We start from the raw sequence: 21,004 nt of genomic DNA, 5'->3' as shown, positions 1-21,004 counted from the left end.
CGGCGCCGTGGCGTCCGCCTCTCCCCCGGCGGCCGGGGCCGGCCCCGTCACGGCGGACACGGAGGCGTCGTCCTCGGCCTGGGCGCCCGCCGCGACCGTGCAGCCGACCTTCTCCAGGCTGCGGATGACGGTCTCGCGGTCGTACGGCAGGCCCGCGACGCGGCCCGGGTAGTCCACCGGAATGGTGATCGTCGTGGGCTCGGCGTCGTACGACACGTGCGTCACGCCGGGCTGGGCGGTGCCGCGCCCGTAGGCGACCAGGAGCTGCACGGCCCGCCAGGAGGCGTACAGCGGCAGCTCGCGGTCGACGCCGCGCTCGAACCGGCGCGACGCCTCGCTGACCAGGTTGTGCCGCCGCGACCCTCGCGCGATGCCGGTCGCCGAGAAGTGCGCCGCCTCGATCACCACGTTCGTCGAGGTCTCGGAGATCTCGGTGTGCACGCCGCCCATCGTGCCCGCGATCGAGATCGGCCCGGACTCGTCGGTGATGAGGATGTCCTCGGGGTGGAGCTTGCGGGTGACGTGGTCGAGCGTCTCCAGCGTCTCGCCCTCGGCGGCCCGCCGGACCGTGATCGTGCCCTGCAGGCGGTCGGCGTCGAAGGCGTGCAGCGGCTGGCCGAGCTCCAGCATGACGTAGTTGGTGACGTCGACCGCGAGCGACACCGGGCGCATGCCGGCGCGGGCGAGCCGTACCCGCATCCACATCGGCGAGGGCGCCTCGGGGTCGAAGCCGGTGACGCTGCGCAGCACGAAGCGGTCGCAGGCGGTCGGGTCGGCGATCGCGGCCGGGTACGACGCGCCGGAGTCGGCGGGCAGCTCGATGTCGGCCGGGTCGCGGAACGGCACGCCGTAGGCGATGGCGGCCTCGCGGGCGACGCCGCGGATCGACAGCGCGTACCCGCGGTCGGGCGTGATCTCCAGTTCCAGCACGTCGTCGCGCAGGCCGAGCAGCTCGACGACGTCGGCGCCGATCGGGGTGTCGGCGGGCAGCACGAGGATGCCGCTGTGGTCGTCGCCGACGCCCAGCTCCCGCGCCGAGCAGATCATGCCGTCCGACAGCCGCCCGTACGTCTTGCGCGAGCCGATCTCGAAGTGCTCACCGGGTTTGGCACCGGGCAGCACCGCGCCGGGCAGCGCCACCGGCACCCGGTCGCCCGCGACGAAGTTGGTCGCGCCGCAGACGATGCCGCGCGGCGCGGCCTCGCCGACCTCGACCTGGCAGTACCGGACGGGCTTCTTGAAGCCGGTGAGCTCCTCGACGGCGAGCACCTCGCCGACGACCACGTTCTTGATCTCGTGGCCGACGGACTCGATGCCCTCCAGCTTGAGACCGGCGGCGGTCAGCCGGTCGGCGATCTCGTGAGCGGTGGCGGCGGGCAGGTCGACGTACTCCCGCAGCCAGGAAAGCGGGACCTTCATCAGACCTCCACTCCGAACGGGAGCGTGAAGCGCACGTCTCCCTCGACCATGTCGCGCATGTCACCGGCGTTGTGCCGGAACATCAGGGTCCGCTCGATGCCCATGCCGAACGCGAACCCGGAGTACCGCGCCGGGTCGACGCCGCAGGCGACGAGCACGCGCGGGTTGACCATGCCGCAGCCGCCCCACTCGATCCAGCCCTCGGACTTGCACGTACGGCACGGCGCCCCGCCGGGCCGCGCCGAGTCCCCGCGGCAGACGAAGCAGCGCAGGTCCATCTCGGCCGACGGCTCGGTGAACGGGAAGTAGTTGGGCCGGAACCGGGTCCCGATGCCCTCGCCGAACATCACCTCGGCGAACCGGTCGAGCGTGCCCTTCAGGTGGGCCATGGTGAGGCCCTCGTCCACGGCGAGGCCCTCGACCTGGTGGAACACCGGCGTGTGGGTGGCGTCCAGCTCGTCGGTGCGGAACGTCTTGCCGGGCGCGATCACGTACACGGGCAGCTTGCGGCCGAGCAGCGCGCGGACCTGCACCGGCGAGGTCTGGGTACGCAGCACCATGCCCGAGTCGGGCGAGCCGACGAAGAACGTGTCGTGCTCGGAGCGCGCGGGATGGTCGGCGGCGATGTTGAGGGCGTCGAAGTTGAACCACTCGCCCTCCAGCTCGGGCCCCTCGGCCACCTCGTAGCCCATGCCGATGAACGTGTCGGCGATGCGCTCCTGCAGGGTGGTGAGCGGGTGCCGGGCGCCGCGCGGGCGGCGGTCCCACGGCAGCGTGACGTCGACGGTCTCCTCGACGAGGACCCGCGCGTCGCGTTCGGCCTCCAGCTCGGCCTGGCGGGCGGCCAGCGCCTCGGAGATGGCCTTGCGGGCAGCGCCGACGCGCTTGCCCGCCTCGGCGCGGGCCTGCGGGGGCAGCGCGCCGATCTCGCGGTTGGCCAGGGCGATCGGCGAGCGGTCGCCGGCGTGGGCCAGCCGTATCTGCTTCAGATCGTCGAGGTCTCTGGCCGCGGCGATCGCGGCGAGGGCGTCGGCCTGCATGCGCGCGACCTCGTCAGCATGCAGCGGCGTCACCTCGACGGGGTCATAGGTGTTCGACATGAGGATTCGAGAGCTCCGATATCAGGGCCTAAGCGGCAAGAGTCTAGTGTCCGAGCGGCCCACCGGCCCAAATCGCCGCGTCGTCGATGATCGGACGATCGACGATCACGCGAATTCAGGTGCCCCGGTGGGCATGGTAAATCGAAACTCGGCCCCGCCGCCGGGCGCCTGCTGCACGGTGATCGTGCCGCCGTGGGCCTCGACCAGGCCCTTGACGATGAACAGGCCCAGGCCCGTGCCGCCCCGGCGGCGGCTGTTGCCGCGCCAGAACTGCCGGAACACGCGCGCGGCGAGCTCGGGTGCGACACCCTCACCTTGATCGCGCACGGACACGGCCACTCCCCATTCGATGGGCTCCATCTCTATGGTGACCGTACCGCGCCCGTGGCGCACCGCGTTTTCCAGCAGGTTGCCGAGAATCTGGTCGATCTTGTCCTGGTCGAGCCACGTCTCGGGCAGTTCGCCGCGCACCACCAGGCGGAACCGGTCCTCGGGCTCGCCCGAGGCGACCCGCCCCGCGATGAGGCGGCGGGCCCGCGCGGGCAGGTCGACGATCTGCCGGTGGATCTCCAGTCGGCCGGACTCGATGCGGGACACGTCCAGCAGTTCGGTGATGAGCCGGGTGACGCGGTCGGCGTCGGAGTTCACCGTCTCCAGCATGACACGCTTCTGGTCGTCGGTGAGCCGGTCCCACTTGGCCAGCAGGGTCGCGGTGAAGCCCTTGACGCTCGTCAGCGGGGAGCGCAGCTCGTGCGCGACGGTGGAGACCAGGTCGGCCCGGCTGCGTTCCAGCCGGGCGCGGGCGGCGGCGTCGCGCAGGGTGACGACGACCTTGACGACGTCGCCGCAGCGGGCGGGCTCGCGCACGAACCGCGCCGCGACGAGCATCTCCTGGCCGCCGGGCAGGTGCAGCGGGCGCTCCGGCTGGCGGGTGCGGATGCGCAGGCCGCCGTGCGGGTCCAGCCACTTCCACCACTCGCGTCCGTCGGCGTCGCGGAACGGGAGCACGTCGGCGATGGGCCGGCCGATCGCCGACGCGGCGCAGACCCCGGTCAGCCGTTCGGCCGCCCGGTTGAGGACGACGATCTGCCCGTCGGGGCCGGTCACGACCAGTCCGTCGGGTAGTTCGTCGACCGGTATCGCACCTACCGCATCAGCGTCCGGCTGATGGGTCCCTTCGCCGTGCACAACCGCCTCCTCGCCGCTACAACGCCGACAATAGCGGGTTTCCCGGGCCCAGTGGCAGCCTCACTTCTCCGGCGGCATGGGCCAAAGGAGACATCATCGCCTGGTGGGCGGCGGGCGAAGCCGTCTCCGCGCCGCCCCGGGCTTGGCCGCCCACTGTGGCGACCGTCACGCCCGCGCGGTGGGTAACGATGGGGGTAACGACGGGGGTAACGACGAGGGAGGTGACGACGGGCTTTGGCGGATCGCCCGTGCGGAGGCGTACAGGCACACGGCCGCGGCGGTGGCGAGGTTGAGGCTTTCGGCGCGGCCGTAGATGGGCACGCGCACCACCTCGTCGGCGAGGGCGAGGATGTCCTCGGGCAGGCCCCAGGCCTCGTTGCCGAAGATCCATCCGGCGGGCCGGGTGAGGTCCACGTCGTCGAGCGTCGCCTCGCCCGCGCCGTCGGCGGCGAGCACGCGCAGGCCGGTCTCGCGCAGGCGCTTCACGGCGTCCCCGATGTTCACACCGGTCGCGACGGGCAGGTGGAACAGGCTTCCGGCGCCGGCCCGCACGCATTTGCCGTTGTAGGGGTCCACCGAGGCGTCGGTGAACACGACCGCGTCCGCTCCGGCCGCGTCCGCCGTGCGCAGCACGGTGCCGGCGTTGCCCGGGTCGCGTACGTGGGCCATGACGGCGACCAGCCGCGCGCCCGGGGCGACCGCCTCGTCGAGCGGCACGTGCACGAACCGGCACACCGCGAGCAATCCCTGGGGGGTGACGGTCTGCGCCAGCTCCGCCATCACCTCGCCGCTGACGGCGTGCACCGGTACGCCCGCCCGCAGGGCGTCCTCGATGATGGCGGCGTGCCGCGCCCGCGCCTCGGCGGTCACGAACAGCTCGGTGACGACGCCGTCCAGCGCCATCGCCTCGCGTACGGCCTGCGGCCCCTCGGCGAGGAACGCGCGATCCCGCTCCCGGAATGCCCGCTTCGCCAGCCGCCGGGCCGCCTTCACGCGCGGCGACCTGATGTTCGTCAGTTCCGGCACGGCAGCCATTCGACCCCCCCGTCACGTTCATACCGAAAAGTACCGGGTCGGCATCCCGTCCGTGGCACCAAACGCGCGAATCGCCTTTGCATCGCCCCCGAATGACGCCGAACCGCGGTCGGGTGGCGGCCGAGTGCTGGGTACGCCGCCGCCGGAGGGCCGCCCGCCGGTGAAGCGCCCGGCTCCCGCGCTGAAAATCTCATGCCGCGGGCACACGGATCGGCGCGTGTGACCACCCCTCGTCCTTCGCCCCGGAACCGGCTCCCCTGGGGGATCGGGCATCCGGGCCGAACGCAAACCGTCCACCTCGATGCGGGCGGGCCGCCAAGGTGGACGGTCGGACGCGTGACTCCTCCGCTTCCCGGGGGAAACGGGTTCTCGCCTTCCTCCGCTGAGGGAGGCGACGGACAAGCCCTGCCCGTTCGGAACACAAGACCTGGTGACTCCCTCCCCACGCCCGAAGGCGGGGGACTCCCGTGGCCGATCTGCGGCCGGCGCGACCGTGACGGCTGGTTGGCGCTTCGCGGACCGCCGCCCATCGGGGAGGTCTCCACGCCCTGTCACCGCAAGCCCTGCGGGTGTCTTAGGTCTGATGACCGGAAGTTTGGAGGGATGGGCTGACCCCACGGCCAAAGCCGGGGGTCTGCGCCCAAGAATCTAGATCGGGTAGGCGATTCCCCGCGGGGCGGACCCGCGGTCCCTCGCCGGGGCCGATGGGCCCGTGGGACCGGTCAGCCGGCCACCGGGGCGTTCACGTCGGCGGGCAGCGCCTTGCGCGCGGCCTCGACCAGTACGGCGAAGGCCGGGGCGTCCGTCACCGCCAGGTCGGCGAGGATCTTGCGGTCGACCTCGATGCCCGCGAGCCGCAGACCCTGGATGAAACGGTTGTAGGTGATGCCGTTCTGCCTGGCCGCGGCGTTGATTCGCTGGATCCACAGACGCCGGAAGGCGCCCTTCTTGTCCTTGCGGTCGCGGTAGGCGTACGTCATCGAGTGGAGCATCTGCTCCTTGGCCTTGCGGTAGAGCCGTGACCGCTGGCCCCGGTAGCCCTTCGCCCGCTCGAGAACGACCCTGCGCTTCTTCTTGGCGTTGAGCGCCCTCTTCACGCGTGCCATGTCTATCAGTCTCCCCGGGGTTGGTTACTTCGCGAGCAGCTTCTTGACGCGCTTGACGTCGGCGTCGGCGATCACGACTTCGGACTTGAGACGACGCGTCACCGTCGACGACTTGTGCTCGTTGTAGTGGGCGCGGTTGGCGCGGCGGCGCACGATCTTGCCGGAACCGGTCAGCCGGAACCTCTTCTTCGTGCCGCTGTGCGTCTTCATCTTCGGCATTAGCCGTCTCTCCCTCGTTCGTCGTGCCGATGACCGGGCAGATGCCACCCGGTCGAAGGCGGCACACATCCATCGCCCGCGCCCGCGAAGGGGCGGGGCCTCTGCCCGGTCCCGGCTCTGTCCTATCGGGCCGCCCGGCGGACGCTCCGCTCAGGCGGCCCGCTCCACCTCGGCGCGGCTACTCGTGCGGCGCCGGCTCCGGCTCCGCCACGTTGTCGCCGCGTCGCGCGCGTGCCGCCGCCCGCTCGGCCTTGGCCTCGGCCTTCTTCTTGTGCGGCCCGATCACCATGATCATGTTACGCCCGTCCTGCTTCGGCTGGGACTCCACGAAGCCCAGATCCGTGACGTCCTCGGCGAGCCGCTGCAGGAGCCGGAATCCCAGCTCCGGACGGGACTGCTCGCGCCCGCGGAACATGATGGTGACCTTGACCTTATCCCCCGCCTTCAGGAAGCGCACGACGTGACCCTTTTTGGTCTCGTAGTCGTGCGGGTCGATCTTCGGTCGGAGTTTGATCTCCTTGATGATCGTATGTGCCTGGTTTCGACGCGCCTCGCGTGCCTTCATGGCCGACTCGTACTTGTACTTGCCGTAGTCCATGAGCTTGCATACGGGCGGCCGGGCGGTGGCCGCGACCTCCACGAGGTCGAGGTCGGCCTCCTGGGCCAGCTTCAACGCATCGCCGATGGAGACGATGCCGACCTGCTCGCCGTTGGGGCCGACGAGGCGTACCTCCGGCACACGGATGCGGTCGTTGATGCGGAGCTCGGCGCTGATGGGACCTCCTAGGTTGCGCTTGTCGGCCGCCCCCTCGGACGGCCGCCACCTGCATGATCGTGCCGGGAACCTCCCGCGGAAGCGAAAAGCCCCGCACGTCGCGCATGCGGGGCCACCGAGCTCACGGACCGGAGCTCTCCCGATCGGCCTTGCCCTCGTCGCCTTCGGGCCGGCCGGTTCGGTGTGATCCTTGACCCGCCCGCCTTTCAGCGGGCCAGGTGGGAGGAGGACCTCCGCTTGCGCATCCGGCAGGCATGCCGGACCGATCAAGCAGTCACACTACCACAACAACGCGCGACCGCCGAATCATCCGTGTTCGCGCACCGGTCACGATTCGGGCTCGCGACCAGGGCACTCGCCCGGGGCCTCGGCGGGCCCCCGACGCAACCCCTCGCAGGTCTCAGGCGACCTGTGCGAGGTCCTCGCGAACCTCGGTGATCGTGCCTCCTCCGCTTCCCGAGGGAAGCGGCGTCTCTCCTGCCGTCCGCCGATGCGGGCTGCGGACGAATCATACCGTTTCGACCGAAAAGGCCATATCAGGAAAGCGATTCCCCCGCAGGGTGAACCCGGCAATTTCCCACAGATTCAGTGGGACTCGCTCAGTGGGACTCGGCGCGGCGGGCGAGCTCGGCCTCCCCGGCGGCGCGCATCGCCTCCACCGGCACGTCCGCGCGGCCGGTCATGAGCTCGACCTGCCGGACGGCCTGGTGCAGGAGCATCGCCAGGCCGCCGACGACCACGCCCCCGCCCTCGGCCACCCTACGGCCCAGCACCGTCGGCCAGGGCGCGTAGACGACGTCGAGCAGGGCCGGGACCCCGGCCAGCCTGGGCGCGAGCGGATCGGCCGCGCCCGAGGGCAGCGTGCAGATCACCAGGTCGGCGTCCGGGACGTACCGGTCGAGCGTCCGCACCGCCAGCCCCACGCCGAACCGCCGCGCGGCCTCCCGCACGTCGCCGGCCCGCGCCGGGTCGCGTACCACCAGATCCGCCTTGTCCAGGCCCAGCTCGGGCAGCGCGGCGACGGCCGAGGCCGCGGTGGCGCCGCCGCCGATGATCGCCGCCGAGGCCGGCGTGCGCACCCCGGCCTCGCGCAGCGCCGCCACGATGCCGTACACGTCGGTGTTGTCGCCGTGCCGCGCGCCGTCCCGCAGCACGACCGTGTTCGCCCCGCCGACCCGGGCGGCGAGCGGGGAGACGGTGTCGAGCAGCGGCAGGACGGCCTTCTTCAGCGGCATCGTGAGCGAGAGCCCGGCCCAGTCGGCGTCGAGGCCGTCCAGGAAGGCGGCCAGCCCGCCCTCATCGACCTCGTACCGGTCGTAGCGCCAGTCCGTCAGGCCGAGCGCGGCGTACGCGGCCCGGTGCAGCACCGGCGAGAGCGAGTGGGCGACCGGAGAGCCGAGCACGGCCGCCCGCCGCGTGCGCCCGCTCATCCGCCCGCCCGGTTGCGGTTGTACTCGGCGACGTTGCGGTCGTGCTCGGCCTGCGTCTCGGCGAACTTGGTGATCTTGTTCTTCGGGTCGGTGGTGACGAAGAACAGCCAGTTCCCCTTCGCCGGGTTGAGCGCGGCCTCGATCGCGTCGTCGCCCGGGTTGCAGATCGGGCCCGGGGGCAGGCCCAGCCGCCGGTAGGTGTTGTACGGCGAGTCGCTGGCGCGGTCGGCCGCGCTGGCGTGCAGGCCGAACTTGCCCACGCCGTACAGCACCGCGCTGTCCATCTGCAGCATCATCGGTGGGGTGCGGTTGAGGCGGTTGTAGAGGACGCGGGCGATCTTGGCCATGTCGCTCTTCTTCCCGGACTCGGCCTGCACGATGCTCGCCAGCGTGATGACCTGATTCGGCGTCAGGCCGCGCTCCTTGGCCCCTTCGACCAGGTCGGCCTTCTCGGCGGCGACCTCGAAGCGTCCCACCATGTCGGTGAGGATGTCCTTGGGGGTCTTGTTCGGGGGGATCTCGTAGGTGGCCGGGAAGGCGTACCCCTCCAGGGCCTTGGCGTAGGAGGGCAGGCCGATGTCCTTGCGGCGCTTGGCGGCCCGCTCGAACTCCTCCACGGGTCGGCCGGTCGCGGTGGCCAGCCGCTCGAGCACCTGGGACAGGCGCAGGCCCTCGGGGATCGTGATCGTCGTGCGCAGGCGGTGCTTCGGGTCGAGCGCCTCGACGGCGTACTCCGCGGCCATCTGCTTGCGCAGCTTGTACACGCCGGGCTGCAGCGATCCGATCTTGCCCGCGGCGCTCGCCGCGTCGGTGAAGGCGCGGGCGCTCTTGACCACGTCCTCCTCCACCAGGGTCTGGGCGATCTCGGTGGCGCTCTGGCCCTCCTTGATCTCGATGGTCACCTCCCCGCTGCCCCGGCCGGTGTAGTCGTCGGGGACGAGGACGTCGTTGAGCCACCGGTAGCCGTAGTAGCCGCCTCCGCCCAGGATGCCGAGGACGATGACGATGGCGAACACGGAGGCCGCGAATCCCTTGCGCCGGTTGCGGCGTCGACGACGGCGGCTGCGGCTTCTGGCGCTTCTTGACGGTCCGCTGGCGCGGCGCCGGTACGACCCGTCGTCGTCCTCGGAGCCGAGCAGGGCGTCCATATCGAGATCGTTCATAGGTGCGCTGGCCAATCTCCCCGCATTACCCGTCCGGCGTCAAGCGGAAGTGCCGAACTCGTCGGGGTTGCGACGGCGGAGGGTGAACCGCCCTTGAAAACCGGACGTTGCTCCATATATGCGTTATCGCCCGCGCGGGAACGTCGATGATTCCCCTGGTCATCTGGCCGACCTGGGGCACCTGTACGTCTGTTCCCGAAATCCCACGAACTCACTCGCTTCATTAGGGAATTCCACGAGTGTACGCCCTGGAGCCTCGGCGTCGCCGGTGTTTGCCCAGATAGGCGGCCCGACTCAGCCAAGACCGGCCAATTCCCGCACGCTTCCCTCGCACTTCCCTCACGCGGGCCGGGAGCCGGGAGGCGTGACCAGCAGGCCCGGCGGGCGGCCCGAGGCGCGTTCGGCGTCCAGGGCGGCCTGCAACAGGACGACCGCGGCCATCTGGTCGACCACCTCGCGCTGCCTCCTCCCGCGTACGCCGCCCGCGGACAGCCGCTGCTGGGCCGTGACGGTGGTGAGCCGCTCGTCGTACAGCCGCACCGGCAGCGGGGCCAGCCGGGCCGCCAGCCGGGCGGCGAACTCGCGGGCGGCCGACGCGGCGGCGCCCTCCCGGCCCGACAGGGAGGTGGGCAGGCCGACCACGATCTCGGCCGCCTCGTGTTCGGCCGCGACCGCCGCGATGCGGGCCAGGTCGCCCTTGCCGCGCCGTACGGTCTCGACCGGCGTGGCGAGCAGCCCCGCGGGGTCGCTGCGCGCCACGCCGACGCGGACCGTGCCGACGTCGATGCCGAGCCGTACGCCGGATCTCATCACGTACCCGGAGGGGGCTCAGCCGAGGATCTCGCGCGCCGCGGCCTCGACCGCGCCGAGCGCCTCGCCGATCGCCTCGGGGCGGGAGCCGCCGCCCTGGGCGACGTCGTCCTTGCCGCCACCGCCGCCGCCGAGCGCCTTGGCGGCCACGCCGACGAGCCGACCGGCCTTCAGGCCGCGCTCGACCCCGGCGGGGTTCACCGCGGCGACGACCACCGGCCGGTCCGCCGGGACGCCGGCGATCACCACGACCGCCGCCCGGTCGGCGGGGAACCTGCCGCGCACGTCGAGCGCGAGCCTGCGCAGGTCGTCGGCGGTGGTGCCGTCGGGCGCGCGGTGCGCGACGAGCGAGACCCCGCCGAGGTCGCGGGCGTTCGCCGCGAGCTCGCCCGCCGCCGCGAGGACCTGGGCCGAGCGCAGCCGCTCCAGCTCCTTCTCCGCCGCGCGCAGCCGGCTCACGATGCCCTCGACGCGCTCGGGCAGCTCCTCGGGGCGGGCCTTGAGCTGGTCGGAGAGCTGGGAGACGAGCACACTCTCGCGGGCCAGGAAGCGGAAGGCGTCCAGGCCGACCAGCGCCTCGACGCGGCGCACGCCGGCGCCGATCGAGGACTCGGTGAGGACCTTGATCAGGCCGAGCTGGCCCGAGCTCGCCACGTGGGTGCCGCCGCACAGCTCGCGCGAGTAGTCGCCGACCTCGACGATGCGCACCTCGTCGCCGTACTTCTCGCCGAACAGGGCCAGCGCGCCCATCGCCCGCGCCTCCTCCAGCGAGGTGTGGAAGGCGTTGACCGTCAGGTCCTGGATGAGCACCGAGTTGACCTGGTCCTCGACCTCGCGCAGCACGCTGGGCGACACCGCGCCGGAGGCGGTGAAGTCGAAGCGGAAGCGGCCCGGGGAGTTCTCCGAGCCGGCCTGCGCCGCGCTCTCGCCGAGGAAGTTGCGGAAGCCGCGGTGCACCAGGTGGGTCGCGGTGTGGCTGCGGGAGATCGCGCGCCGCCGCTCGATGTCGATCTCGGCGTGCGCCTGGTCGCCGACGAGCACCTCGCCCGCGCGCACGGTGCCCCGGTGCACGATGACGCCGGGCACCGGCTGCTGCACGTCGTGGACCTCCACCTCCGCGCCCGCGGTGCGGATCACGCCCTGGTCGGCGAGCTGGCCGCCGCCCTCGGCGTAGAACGGGGTGCGGTCGAGCACGACCTCGATCGCGGCGCCCGTGCCCGCCGCCGGGACCGACACGCCGCCGACGAGCAGGCCGACGACGCTCGCCTCTGCGGTGGTCTGGTCGTAGCCGAGGAAGTCGACCTTGCCGGCCTTCTCCAGGATCTCGCCGAACACCGAGATGTCGGCGTTGCCGGTCTTCTTCGCCGCCGCGTCCGCCTTGGCGCGCTCCCGCTGCTCCTTCATCAGGCGGCGGAAGCCCTCCTCGTCGACCTGCAGGCCCTGCTCGGCCGCCATCTCCAGGGTGAGGTCGATCGGGAAGCCGTAGGTGTCGTGCAGCTGGAACGCCTGCTCGCCGGAGAGCGTGCCCTGCTTGCGGCGCTTGGTCTCCTCCACCGCCGCGTCGAAGATCGCGGTGCCGGTGCGCAGCGTGCCGAGGAACGACTCCTCCTCGGCGTCGATCACCGTGTGGATGTGCGCCGCGTCCGCCTTCAGCTCGGCGTACTGGTCCGACATCACGCCGATGGTGACGTCGGTCAGCTCGTGCATGTAGCGCTCCTCGCCCGAGCCGAGCAGCCGCAGGTTGCGGATCGTGCGGCGCAGGATGCGGCGCAGCACGTAGCCCCGGCCCTCGTTGGACGGGATCACGCCGTCGGCGACGAGCATCACGCCCGCGCGCATGTGGTCGGCGATCACCCGCAGCGACACGTCGGCGCGCGGGTCGCGGCCGTAGCGGGAGCGGGTCAGCTCCGCCGCCCGGTCGAGAATCTTGTACGTGGTGTCGATCTCGTAGATGTTGTCGACGCCCTGCAGGATCGCCGCCATGCGCTCCAGGCCCATGCCGGTGTCCACGCTCTTGGCCGGCAGCTCGCCGAGGATCGGGTAGCCCTCCTTGATGCCGCCCTCACCGCGCTCGAACTGCATGAACACGTTGTTCCACACTTCGAGGTAGCGGTTCTCGTCGGCGATCGGGCCGCCCTCGGCGCCGTACTCGGGACCCCGGTCGTAGTAGATCTCGGTGCACGGGCCGCACGGGCCGGGCACGCCCATCGACCAGAAGTTGTCGGCCATGCCGCGCCGCTGGATGCGCTCCATCGGGATGCCGACGGTCTTGTGCCAGATCTCCACCGACTCGTCGTCGTCGAGGTAGACCGTGACCCACATGCGCTCCTCGGGGAAGCCGAAGCCGCCCTCGGACTCGGGCATGGTGAGCAGTTCCCAGGCGTACGGGATCGCCTTCTCCTTGAAGTAGTCGCCGAAGGAGAAGTTGCCGAGCATCTGGAAGAAGCTGGCGTGCCGCGTGGTCTTGCCGACCTCGTCGATGTCGTTGGTGCGCACCACCTTCTGCGCGCTCGCCGCGCGCGGGTACGGCGGCTTGCGCTGGCCGAGGAAGTAGGGCTTGAAGGGCACCATGCCCGCGTTGACCAGCAGCAGCGTCGGGTCCTCGGCGATCAGGCTGGCCGAGGGCACGACGGTGTGCCCGCGCTGCTCGAAGTAGCGCAGGAAGCGGCGGGCGATCTCTGCCGACTCCATTTCAGCGGCCGTCCTTTTCGTCGTGGGTCTCGATGTGGGTTTCGCTGTGGGTCTCGATGTGGTTGGTGGTGCCGTGGCGTGGTACGCCGGATTCCAGGGCCCGGGTACGGCGAAGCGGCACCGGGCGCCGGTCCTCCAGCATGGGCCTGTCCTCCACGGTGTCGAGCCCGTACCGGGCCCGCAACTCGATTTCCCTGCTCGCGGTGAGGCGACGCACGTCGGCGGCGAACTCGCGCAGCGCCACGCCGGTGCCCGCGGCCGCGGTGACGGCCCGCCGGGCGACGTGGTCGGGGTGCAGCGCGCGGATCCTGCGCATCGCCCAGACGGCGGTGAGGAAGCCCAGCCAGAAGTAGAACAGCCGCCGGATCACGAGCGCCGCCGCCCCTCGAGGGCGCGGCGCACGCCGTACCGGAAGGCCGACGCCTTCACGAAGGAGCCCGTCACCAGGCCGGAGGCGACCCGCGAGACCTTGGCCGCGTGGTCACTCACCTCTTTTACGTTACCGGCGATGGCCTCCACGGTGACCAGTTGCCGGTTGGTCTCGCCGATGGTCACGGTGACGTCGTCGAGGAGCGGCACGACCCGGTCGCTCAGCTCGGAGACCATCTTGGTGGTCTCGACCAGCAGCCGCGCCAGCTTCACCAGCACCATGGCAAGAAAGCAGACCAGGATCGCCCAGAACATCGCGACGATCAGGCCCGCGACCTCTCCCGCGGTAAGCATGTGCGGTTCCGTCCCCTCGTAGGTGGCCCTCGTGGCTGGCCCTCGTAGGTGGCCCTCGTAGGTGGCCTTGGCGGTGACCCGGCCGCAGGTGCCGGATGCGTCCGCCCTCGCCTCGCACCCGCCGGGCCGTCCGGCGGCGGCGCGGCCCGGATCAGGTGAGAATGGCACGACCTTACCGTGCCTCGGGCCGTCGTCCGCGCAGGAAGTCACGGATCTTCGCCCAGCGGTCGGCGAGCGGGGCCTCGGCGCCGTGCCGGGTGGGCTCGTAGTAGCGCCGGTCGCGCACCTCCTGCGGGGCGTACTCCTGGCGGACCAGGCCGTGCTCGAAGTCGTGCGGGTAGCGGTAGCGCTCGCCGTGGCCGAGCTTGGCGGCCCCCGGGTAGTGCGCGTCGCGCAGGTGGGCGGGGACCTGGCCGATCAGGCCCCGCCGTACGTCGGCCTGTGCGGCCCCGATCGCCTTGACGACGGCGTTGGACTTGGGCGCGAGGGCGCAGTGGATGACGGCGTGGGCGAGGTTGATGGCCCCCTCGGGCAGGCCGATGAAGTCCACCGCCTGGGCCGCGGCGACCGCCGTCTGCAGGCAGGTCGGGTCGGCCATGCCGACGTCCTCGGAGGCGAAGATGACGATGCGGCGGGCGATGAACCGGGGGTCCTCCCCCGCCTCGACCATGCGGGCCAGGTAGTGCAGCGCGGCGTCGGCGTCCGAGCCGCGCATGCTCTTGATGAACGCGCTCACCACGTCGTAGTGCTGGTCGCCCTGCCGGTCGTAGCGCACGGCGGCCTTGTCGGCGGCCTTCTCCACCACCTCGACGGTGATCTCGGCGCCCTCGCCGCCGACCAGCAGCGCCGCGGCCTCCAGGTAGGTGAGCGAGCGCCGGGCGTCGCCGCCGGCGAGGCGGATCAGGTGCTCGGCGGCCTCGGGGGCGAGCCGTACCCGGCCGCCGAGGCCGCGCTCGTCGCGCAGGGCGCGCTCCAGGACCGCGCGGACGTCGGCGTCGGACAGCGGCTCCAGGGTGAGCAGCAGCGAGCGCGACAGCAGCGGGGAGATGACCGAGAAGTACGGGTTTTCGGTGGTGGCGCCGATGAAGGTGACCCACCGGTTCTCCACGGCCGGCAGCAGCGCGTCCTGCTGCGCCTTGTTGAACCGGTGCACCTCGTCGACGAAGAGCACGGTCTGGCGGCCGGAGAGGCCGAGCTCGCGCCGCGCGGCCTCGATCGCGGCCCGTACGTCCTTGACCCCGGCGGAGACCGCGGAGATCTCCACGAAGCGCCGCCGGGTGACGTTGGAGACCACGTAGGCGAGCGTGGTCTTGCCGGTGCCGGGAGGCCCCCACAGGAACAGCGACATGGGGGCCTCGCTCTCCACCAGCCGCCGCAGCGGCGTGCCGGGGCCGAGCAGGTGCCGCTGGCCGATCACCTCGTCGAGGGTGCGCGGGCGCATCCGCACCGCGAGCGGCTCCTGCGCCTTATGCGCCTCCTCGGCGGCCGAATCGAACAGGCTCTCCACACCGCCGACATTACCGCCCGGCGGCGGGCCCGCCCGTCCCCGTCACTTACCCACGCGTCACTTACCCACGCGTCACTTACCCACGCGTCACTTGCCCCTCGTCACTTCCTCACCGTCACTTGCCCCATACGGCCGTGGCGCCGGAGTGGCCGGTGCGGACCACGAAGTAGAGCGCGGCGAGGGCGAGCACGATCGTCACCACCGACAGCACCATGGTCACCGTGGTGTTGCCCGCGCTGGTCTTGACGGCCGTGGCCCGCTGCCCGGCCCCGCCGGCGGGCTCCTGGGCCGCGGAGCCGGCCCGCCTGGCGAAGTAGACCAGCAGCAGCGCCACCACGCCGAGGGCGACCGCGACGATCGTCAGGGGCGTGGCGAGGCCGGCGTGCTCCTCCACCCGCTGCCCGAGGACGCCTTCGGGGTACTCGCCGCCGAAGAGCTCGTCCACCAGCGCCAGGCCGCTGGCCCGCGCGGCGATCGCGGAGAGCGGCCCGGCGATGCCGAGCGCGACGACGGCCCAGCCGAGCCGGGCACGCCAGCCCGGCAGGACGGCGTAGCCGACCGACACGATCGCCAGCAGCGGGATGAACACGACGGCGGCGTGAATGATCAGCGGGTGGGCCGGCAGACCCAGGATCTCGAACATGATCGACTCTCCGTGAGGACGTTGGTCGTGTCTGGGACGCACTGACTGCCGTGGAGGGTCTCAGAAGCATCTGAGAGAGACCTGAAGGATCTGAGAAAGTTCTGAGGACCCCGGCCGGGCCGGTTCCCGCCCCTTCAGCAGCACAGACCTCAACAGTGACAGGTACGCCAAGGGGGGCGTCTTATGCCGACATGACACGCAGCACAGCATGATGACCGCTAGATTTGGCGAGCAGACGGGACGGGCGGACGCGACCCCCACGGCACGCGGCCCGGTGCGCGCCGGAGCGCTGTGAGCAGCACGCGCCATCGAAACGGGATCGCGCCCACCCAGCACAACGGAAGGACTAAGCGGTGACCGACACGGACCGCCGGGAGCAGTTGGCACGGGAGCACGCCGAACGTCAGGCCAGGCGTGCCGAGCAGGAGGCCAGGGCGAAGCGGAACGTCGCCGTCGGCATCGGCGTCGGCGCGGTCGTGGTCATCGGCGGCATCATCGCGGCGACCGCCCTGCTCGGCGGTGGCGGCGACGGCGACGCCACCGCCGCCGCCGACCCCTCCGCCTCGGCCTCCGCGTCCGCGCCGGCGACGGTTTCCGCGTCGCCCTCGTCGAGCGGGCCGGCCAAGGCCGGCCCGATCACCTGCAAGTACCGCGACGACGACAGCGGCGCCCCCGCCAAGAACGTCGGACGGCCCCCCGCGCGGGTCGGCAAGGCGGTGCTCGCCCTCAAGACCATGACGATCAAGACCAACCTCGGCGACATCGTGATCGACCTGTTCACCGACAAGGCGCCGTGCACGGTCAACTCGTTCAACTTCCTGGCCAAGAAGCACTTCTTCGACAACACCGTGTGCCACCGGCTGGCCACCCCCGACACCGCCGGCCTGGGACTGCTGCAGTGCGGCGACCCGCAGGCCAAGGGCGACGGGAAGAACCCGACCGACGGCACGGGCGGGCCGGGCTACCTGTTCGACGATGAGAACCCGGGCGGCAGCGACTACCGGCGCGGCGTGGTGTTCATGGCGCAGGGCATGGAGGACAAGAACGCCAACGGCAGCCAGTTCGCCATCTCCTACCACAACGACAACACGCAGCTCGCGGCGCTGGGCGGCACGTACACGGCGTTCGGCATGATCTCCAAGGGCATGGACATCATCGACAAGGTGTCCAAGGGCGGCGTGCTCATCAACGAGGGCGACATCACCAGCACCGAGGGCGGCGCCACCGCGCCGAAGATGAGGGTCGAGGTCAAGACGGTCGTGCTGCGGTGACCGGGCGCGGGCCGCGGCCGCGCACGCGAGATCCCGAGGGCCGTCCGGCGACCGCCGGGCGGCCCTCACGTCGCATCTGAACCCTTTTACACCGATACCCCCGGCAAGAGGTATCGGCGCCTCACAGAGCCGTCAGGCGGACTCGCCGGTACGGGCCGCGGCGGCGGCCGGACGGGCGTCCACGCCGGCCTCCTTGCGCTGGGCGGCCGTGATCGGCGTGGGCGCGCCGGTGAGCGGGTCGAAGCCGGAGGCGGTCTTGGGGAAGGCGATCACGTCCCGGATCGACTCGCCGCCCGCGAGCAGCATGCAGATGCGGTCCCAGCCGTAGGCGATGCCGCCGTGCGGGGGCGGGCCGTACTTGAACGCCTCCAGCAGGAAGCCGAACTTGGCCTCGGCCTCCTCCTTGGAGATGCCGAGCACGTCGAAGACCCGCTGCTGCATCTCGGCCCGGTGGATACGGATCGAGCCGCCGCCGATCTCCATGCCGTTGCAGACCATGTCGTACGCGTACGCCAGGGCCTCGCCGGGGTTGTCCTGGAAGGTGTCGGCCCATTCCGGCTTGGGGCCGGTGAACGGGTGGTGGACGGGCGTCCAGCCGCCCTCGCCGTCCTCCTCGAACATGGGGGCGTCCACGACCCACAGGAACGACCAGGCGGACTCGTCGATGAGGCCGCAGCGGCGGCCGATCTCCAGCCGGGCCGCGCCGAGCAGGTCGCGGGAGGCCGCAGGGGCGCCGGCCGCGAAGAAGATCGCGTCGCCCGGCTTCGCGCCCGTGGCCTCGGCGAGGCCCGCCTTCTCGGCATCCGAGAGGTTCTTGGCGACCGGGCCGCCGAGCTCGCCGTCCTCCTGGACGAGCACGTACGCCAGGCCCCGGGCCCCGCGGGACTTGGCCCAGTCCTGCCACCCGTCGAGCTGCTTGCGGGTCTGGGAGGCCCCGCCGGGCATGACGACGGCCCCCACGTAGTCGGCCTGGAACACCCGGAACGGCGTGTTCGCGAAGTACTCGGTGAGCTCGACGAGCTCGCAGCCGAAGCGCAGGTCGGGCTTGTCGGAGCCGTAGCGGGCCATCGCCTCGGCGTAGCTCATGCGCGGCAGCGGCGTCGGCAGCTCGTAGCCGACGGTCTCCTTCCAGAGGCGGCCGATCAAAGCCTCGCCGACGGCGATGACGTCGTCCTGGTCGACGAACGACATCTCAAGGTCGATCTGGGTGAACTCCGGCTGCCGGTCGGCGCGCAGGTCCTCGTCGCGGAAGCAGCGGGCGAGCTGGTAGTAGCGCTCCAGGCCGGACACCATGAGCAGCTGTTTGAACAGCTGCGGCGACTGGGGCAGGGCGTACCAGTTGCCCGGCTGCAGCCGCACCGGCACGAGGAAGTCCCGCGCCCCCTCGGGGGTGGAGCGGGTGAGGTTGGGGGTCTCGACGTAGACGAAGCCGTGCTCGCGCAGCACCTCGTGCGCCAGGTAGGTGGCCTGCGAGCGGATCCGCATCGCCCGCGCCACCTCCTGGCGGCGGATGTCGAGGTAGCGGTACTTGAGCCGGACCTCCTCGGAGACGTCGGCGGCGCCCTCGATGGGGAACGGCAGCGGCGCCGACTCGCTGAGGATCTCCACCTCGGAGGCGACCACCTCGATGTCGCCGGTGGGCAGTTCGGGGTTCTCGTTCCCGGCGGGGCGGGTGCGCACCTCGCCGACGACCTTGACGCAGTACTCCGAGCGCAGGTCGTGGGCGTGGTCCTCCTCCCGGAACACCACCTGGGCGACGCCCGAGGCGTCCCGCAGGTCGATGAAGACCACGCCGCCGTGGTCCCGGCGGCGGGCCACCCAGCCGGCGAGCGTGACGCGCTGCCCGGCGTGTTCCCGGCGTAGCGATCCGGCTTCGTGCGTGCGGATCATGAGGTTGGCTTCTCCTTCAGGGTCTTGACGATCTCGGCCAGCGGTACGGCGATCTGTTCGCCGGTCCCCAGATTCTTCACCTGGGCGGATCCGGCGGCGATATCTCGCTCGCCGAGGATCACGGCGTGGCTCGCCCCGGAGCGGTCGGCGCCCTTCATCGCGCCCTTGAGGCCCTTGGCGCCGAACGCCATGTCGGCGGAGACGCCGGCCGCGCGCAGCTCGCCGATCAGCTTGAACATGGTGCGTGCCGCCTCCTCGCCGATGGGCACGCCGTACACCGCCACCCGGGGCGGCGCCTGCACCGCCAGGCCCTCGGCCTCGACGGCGAGGACGATGCGGTCCAGGCCGACGGCGAAGCCGATGCCGGGCAGCGGCGGGCCGCCGATGTCCTCCGACAGGCCGTCGTAGCGGCCGCCGCCGCCGATGCCGGACTGGGCGCCGAGGAGCGGGTGGTCGAACTCGTAAGTGGTGCGGGTGTAGTAGTCCAGGCCGCGTACGAGGCGGGGGGCGTCCTCCCACGGGATCCCGAGGTCCTTCAGCAGGGTGCGGACGTGGTCGTGGTGGGCCCGGCAGGAGTCGCACAGGTGGTCGGTGATGAGCGGGGCGTTCTCCACCTGGGCGCGCACCTCGGGGCGCTTGTCGTCGAGCACCCGCAGCGGGTTGATCTCGACGCGTTCGCGGGTCGCCTCGTCCAGGTCCAGGCCGCGCAGGAACTCCTGGAGCGCGGCCCGGTACCGCGGGCGGCACTCCTTGCAGCCCAGCGAGTTCAGCATCAGCCGTACGCGGGTGAGGCCGAGGGCCCGGTAGCCGTCCCACGCGATCGCGATCGTCTCGGCGTCGACCGCCGGGTCCTCTGTGCCGATCGCCTCCAGGTCGAACTGCTGGAGCTGGCGGTAGCGGCCGGCCTGCGGCTGCTCGTAGCGGAACGCGGGCCCCGCCGTCCACAGCTTGACCGGGAGCTGCCCCTGGTGCAGGTTGTGCTCCAGCGTGGAGCGCATGACGCCGGCGGTGAACTCCGGGCGGAGGGTGACCGATCGGCCGCCGCGGTCGGCGAAGGTGTACATCTCCTTGGTCACCACGTCGGTGGACTCGCCGACGCCGCGGGCGAACAGCGCGGTGTCCTCGAAGACGGGCACCTCGATGTAGGAGTAGCCGGCGCGGGCGGCGGTGGCCGCGAACGCCTCGCGGGCCGCCTGGAAGATCGCCGAGCGCGGCGGGTAATACTCGGGTACGCCCTTGGGCGCTTGGAAGGTCATCACAATCCCCTGGTGGGGCCGCTCGGCGGCGTCAGGTCCCGCAGGAAGGGGTTGCTCGCACGCTCGCGGCCGATGGTCGTGTCCGGTCCGTGCCCGGGCAGCACCACCGTCTCGTCCGGCAGCGTCAGGCACACCGAGGCCAGGCTGCGCAGGATCGTCGGGTAGTCGCCGCCCGGAAGGTCGCTGCGTCCGATGGAGCCGGCGAAGAGCAGGTCCCCGGAGAACAGCGCGCCCCCCTCTCCGAAGGGGTGCTCCCCCGGCGGCGCCAGGTACGTCACCGACCCCCGGGTATGGCCGGGGGCGTGGTCGACGCGCAGCTCCAGGCCGGCGAGCTTGAGGATCTCGCCGTCGGCGAGCTCGCGCACGTCGTCGGGCTCGGTGAACTCCAGGCCGCCGAACAACTGCTGCCGGGCCGCGAGCCCCAGGCCCTTGCCCGGGTCGGACAGCAGCTCGCGATCCTCCGGATGGATCCAGGCGGGGATGTCACGCGCCCCGCATACCGGGACCACCGACCACATATGGTCGATGTGACCGTGGGTGAGCAGCACCGCGACCGGCTTGAGCCGGTGCTCGCGAAGCAGGTCGTCGAGGCCGGGCACGGCGTCCTGCCCGGGATCGACGATCACACACTCCTCGCCCGCTGCGGGCGCGATGACGTAACAATTGGCCTGGAACGACCCTGCGGGAAACCCGGCGATGAGCACGGAAGCGGTCCTCGTGTGATGGATCTCGTCAAGGAAAGCGGATGGGAATGTAACCGAAGGGTACCGGTGAGCGT

The 21,004-nt window shown here is 71.6% G+C and carries 18 protein-coding genes and 1 pseudogene; 1 reads left to right on the top strand and 18 read right to left on the bottom strand.

The window, feature by feature from the left end:
* Positions 1–93: 93 nt before the first annotated feature.
* The 15 genes and pseudogenes from AB0K60_RS32100 to AB0K60_RS32030 all read right to left on the bottom strand — a co-directional run.
* A pseudogene (locus AB0K60_RS32100) lies at positions 94–1,419 on the bottom strand (phenylalanine--tRNA ligase subunit beta); the annotation flags it as partial.
* The gene (gene pheS / locus AB0K60_RS32095; RefSeq protein WP_364063714.1) at positions 1,419–2,519 is read right to left on the bottom strand and encodes a phenylalanine--tRNA ligase subunit alpha; all 1,101 of its coding nucleotides are present in this window, start codon (positions 2,517–2,519) and stop codon (positions 1,419–1,421) included. The gene pheS and the pseudogene AB0K60_RS32100, both read right to left, overlap by 1 nt.
* Positions 2,520–2,624: 105 nt before the next feature.
* Positions 2,625–3,707 (bottom strand): ATP-binding protein, encoded by a 1,083-nt coding sequence (locus AB0K60_RS32090; protein WP_364063711.1) that lies wholly within the window; start codon positions 3,705–3,707, stop codon positions 2,625–2,627.
* Between the two features lie 165 nt (positions 3,708–3,872).
* A complete protein-coding gene (locus AB0K60_RS32085; RefSeq protein ID WP_364063709.1) occupies positions 3,873–4,742 on the bottom strand; it encodes an RNA methyltransferase in 870 nt (289 codons plus the stop codon).
* Positions 4,743–5,464: 722 nt separating this feature from the next.
* The gene (gene rplT, locus AB0K60_RS32080; protein ID WP_364063706.1) at positions 5,465–5,848 is read right to left on the bottom strand and encodes a 50S ribosomal protein L20; all 384 of its coding nucleotides are present in this window, start codon (positions 5,846–5,848) and stop codon (positions 5,465–5,467) included.
* Between the two features lie 24 nt (positions 5,849–5,872).
* The gene (rpmI, locus tag AB0K60_RS32075; RefSeq protein WP_364063703.1) at positions 5,873–6,067 is read right to left on the bottom strand and encodes a 50S ribosomal protein L35; all 195 of its coding nucleotides are present in this window, start codon (positions 6,065–6,067) and stop codon (positions 5,873–5,875) included.
* Between the two features lie 178 nt (positions 6,068–6,245).
* Positions 6,246–6,842, bottom strand: coding sequence for a translation initiation factor IF-3 (gene infC / locus AB0K60_RS32070; RefSeq protein ID WP_364063828.1), 597 nt, complete (start codon positions 6,840–6,842; stop codon positions 6,246–6,248).
* A gap of 599 nt (positions 6,843–7,441) precedes the next feature.
* A complete protein-coding gene (locus AB0K60_RS32065; RefSeq protein WP_364063701.1) occupies positions 7,442–8,272 on the bottom strand; it encodes a shikimate dehydrogenase in 831 nt (276 codons plus the stop codon).
* The gene (gene mltG / locus AB0K60_RS32060) at positions 8,269–9,435 is read right to left on the bottom strand and encodes an endolytic transglycosylase MltG (protein WP_364063699.1); all 1,167 of its coding nucleotides are present in this window, start codon (positions 9,433–9,435) and stop codon (positions 8,269–8,271) included. The genes AB0K60_RS32065 and mltG overlap by 4 nt, the downstream gene beginning before the upstream one ends.
* A 339-nt stretch (positions 9,436–9,774) precedes the next feature.
* Positions 9,775–10,245 carry a Holliday junction resolvase RuvX gene (ruvX, locus tag AB0K60_RS32055; protein ID WP_364063825.1) on the bottom strand — a complete coding sequence of 157 codons (471 nt, stop codon included), beginning with the start codon at positions 10,243–10,245 and terminating at the stop codon, positions 9,775–9,777.
* 18 nt (positions 10,246–10,263) lie between these two features.
* On the bottom strand, positions 10,264–12,936 hold the full coding sequence (alaS, locus tag AB0K60_RS32050; protein WP_364063696.1) for an alanine--tRNA ligase: 2,673 nt from the start codon (positions 12,934–12,936) through the stop codon (positions 10,264–10,266).
* Position 12,937: 1 nt separating this feature from the next.
* Complete coding sequence (locus tag AB0K60_RS32045; RefSeq protein WP_364063693.1) at positions 12,938–13,306, bottom strand: hypothetical protein; 369 nt, start codon at positions 13,304–13,306, stop codon at positions 12,938–12,940.
* Entirely contained in the window at positions 13,303–13,827 is a 525-nt protein-coding gene (locus AB0K60_RS32040; protein ID WP_364063690.1) for a DUF948 domain-containing protein, read from the bottom strand. Before AB0K60_RS32040 ends, AB0K60_RS32045 begins: the two co-directional genes overlap by 4 nt.
* A gap of 4 nt (positions 13,828–13,831) precedes the next feature.
* The gene (locus AB0K60_RS32035; RefSeq protein ID WP_364063687.1) at positions 13,832–15,166 is read right to left on the bottom strand and encodes a replication-associated recombination protein A; all 1,335 of its coding nucleotides are present in this window, start codon (positions 15,164–15,166) and stop codon (positions 13,832–13,834) included.
* A gap of 115 nt (positions 15,167–15,281) precedes the next feature.
* The gene (locus tag AB0K60_RS32030) at positions 15,282–15,809 is read right to left on the bottom strand and encodes a DUF2231 domain-containing protein (RefSeq protein WP_364063685.1); all 528 of its coding nucleotides are present in this window, start codon (positions 15,807–15,809) and stop codon (positions 15,282–15,284) included.
* A 353-nt stretch (positions 15,810–16,162) separates the two neighbouring features.
* On the opposite strand from AB0K60_RS32030, the gene AB0K60_RS32025 reads away from it, so the two are divergent.
* Positions 16,163–17,080 (top strand): peptidylprolyl isomerase, encoded by a 918-nt coding sequence (locus tag AB0K60_RS32025; RefSeq protein ID WP_364063682.1) that lies wholly within the window; start codon positions 16,163–16,165, stop codon positions 17,078–17,080.
* 132 nt (positions 17,081–17,212) lie between these two features.
* Here the strand turns inward: AB0K60_RS32025 and aspS are convergent, their stop codons facing one another.
* From aspS to AB0K60_RS32010, 3 genes are read right to left on the bottom strand one after another with little or no spacing between them, the layout of a single operon-like run.
* Positions 17,213–18,970: an aspartate--tRNA ligase gene (gene aspS, locus AB0K60_RS32020; RefSeq protein WP_364063679.1), complete on the bottom strand. Its 1,758-nt coding sequence runs from the start codon at positions 18,968–18,970 to the stop codon at positions 17,213–17,215.
* Positions 18,967–20,226, bottom strand: coding sequence for a histidine--tRNA ligase (gene hisS, locus AB0K60_RS32015; protein ID WP_364063677.1), 1,260 nt, complete (start codon positions 20,224–20,226; stop codon positions 18,967–18,969). The genes aspS and hisS overlap by 4 nt, the downstream gene beginning before the upstream one ends.
* Entirely contained in the window at positions 20,226–20,930 is a 705-nt protein-coding gene (locus AB0K60_RS32010) for an MBL fold metallo-hydrolase (RefSeq protein WP_364063674.1), read from the bottom strand. The genes hisS and AB0K60_RS32010 overlap by 1 nt, the downstream gene beginning before the upstream one ends.
* Between the last annotated feature and the right edge of the window lie 74 nt (positions 20,931–21,004).

It is taken from the genome of Thermopolyspora sp. NPDC052614 (assembly GCF_040678635.1).
Lineage (GTDB): Bacteria > Actinomycetota > Actinomycetes > Streptosporangiales > Streptosporangiaceae > Thermopolyspora.
This window is presented reverse-complemented; position numbering and strand designations above follow the sequence as displayed.

Excerpts from the sequence above, each read along its gene's own strand:
- pheS (WP_364063714.1), bottom strand. The coding sequence starts at position 2,519 with ATGTCGAACACCTATGACCCCGTCGAGGTGACGCCGCTGCATGCTGAC.
- AB0K60_RS32085 (WP_364063709.1), bottom strand. The coding sequence starts at position 4,742 with ATGGCTGCCGTGCCGGAACTGACGAACATCAGGTCGCCGCGCGTGAAG.
- rplT (WP_364063706.1), bottom strand. The coding sequence starts at position 5,848 with ATGGCACGCGTGAAGAGGGCGCTCAACGCCAAGAAGAAGCGCAGGGTC.
- rpmI (WP_364063703.1), bottom strand. The coding sequence starts at position 6,067 with ATGCCGAAGATGAAGACGCACAGCGGCACGAAGAAGAGGTTCCGGCTG.
- AB0K60_RS32065 (WP_364063701.1), bottom strand. The coding sequence starts at position 8,272 with ATGAGCGGGCGCACGCGGCGGGCGGCCGTGCTCGGCTCTCCGGTCGCC.
- mltG (WP_364063699.1), bottom strand. The coding sequence starts at position 9,435 with ATGAACGATCTCGATATGGACGCCCTGCTCGGCTCCGAGGACGACGAC.
- ruvX (WP_364063825.1), bottom strand. The coding sequence starts at position 10,245 with ATGAGATCCGGCGTACGGCTCGGCATCGACGTCGGCACGGTCCGCGTC.
- alaS (WP_364063696.1), bottom strand. The coding sequence starts at position 12,936 with ATGGAGTCGGCAGAGATCGCCCGCCGCTTCCTGCGCTACTTCGAGCAG.
- AB0K60_RS32030 (WP_364063685.1), bottom strand. The coding sequence starts at position 15,809 with ATGTTCGAGATCCTGGGTCTGCCGGCCCACCCGCTGATCATTCACGCC.
- aspS (WP_364063679.1), bottom strand. The coding sequence starts at position 18,970 with ATGATCCGCACGCACGAAGCCGGATCGCTACGCCGGGAACACGCCGGG.
- hisS (WP_364063677.1), bottom strand. The coding sequence starts at position 20,226 with ATGACCTTCCAAGCGCCCAAGGGCGTACCCGAGTATTACCCGCCGCGC.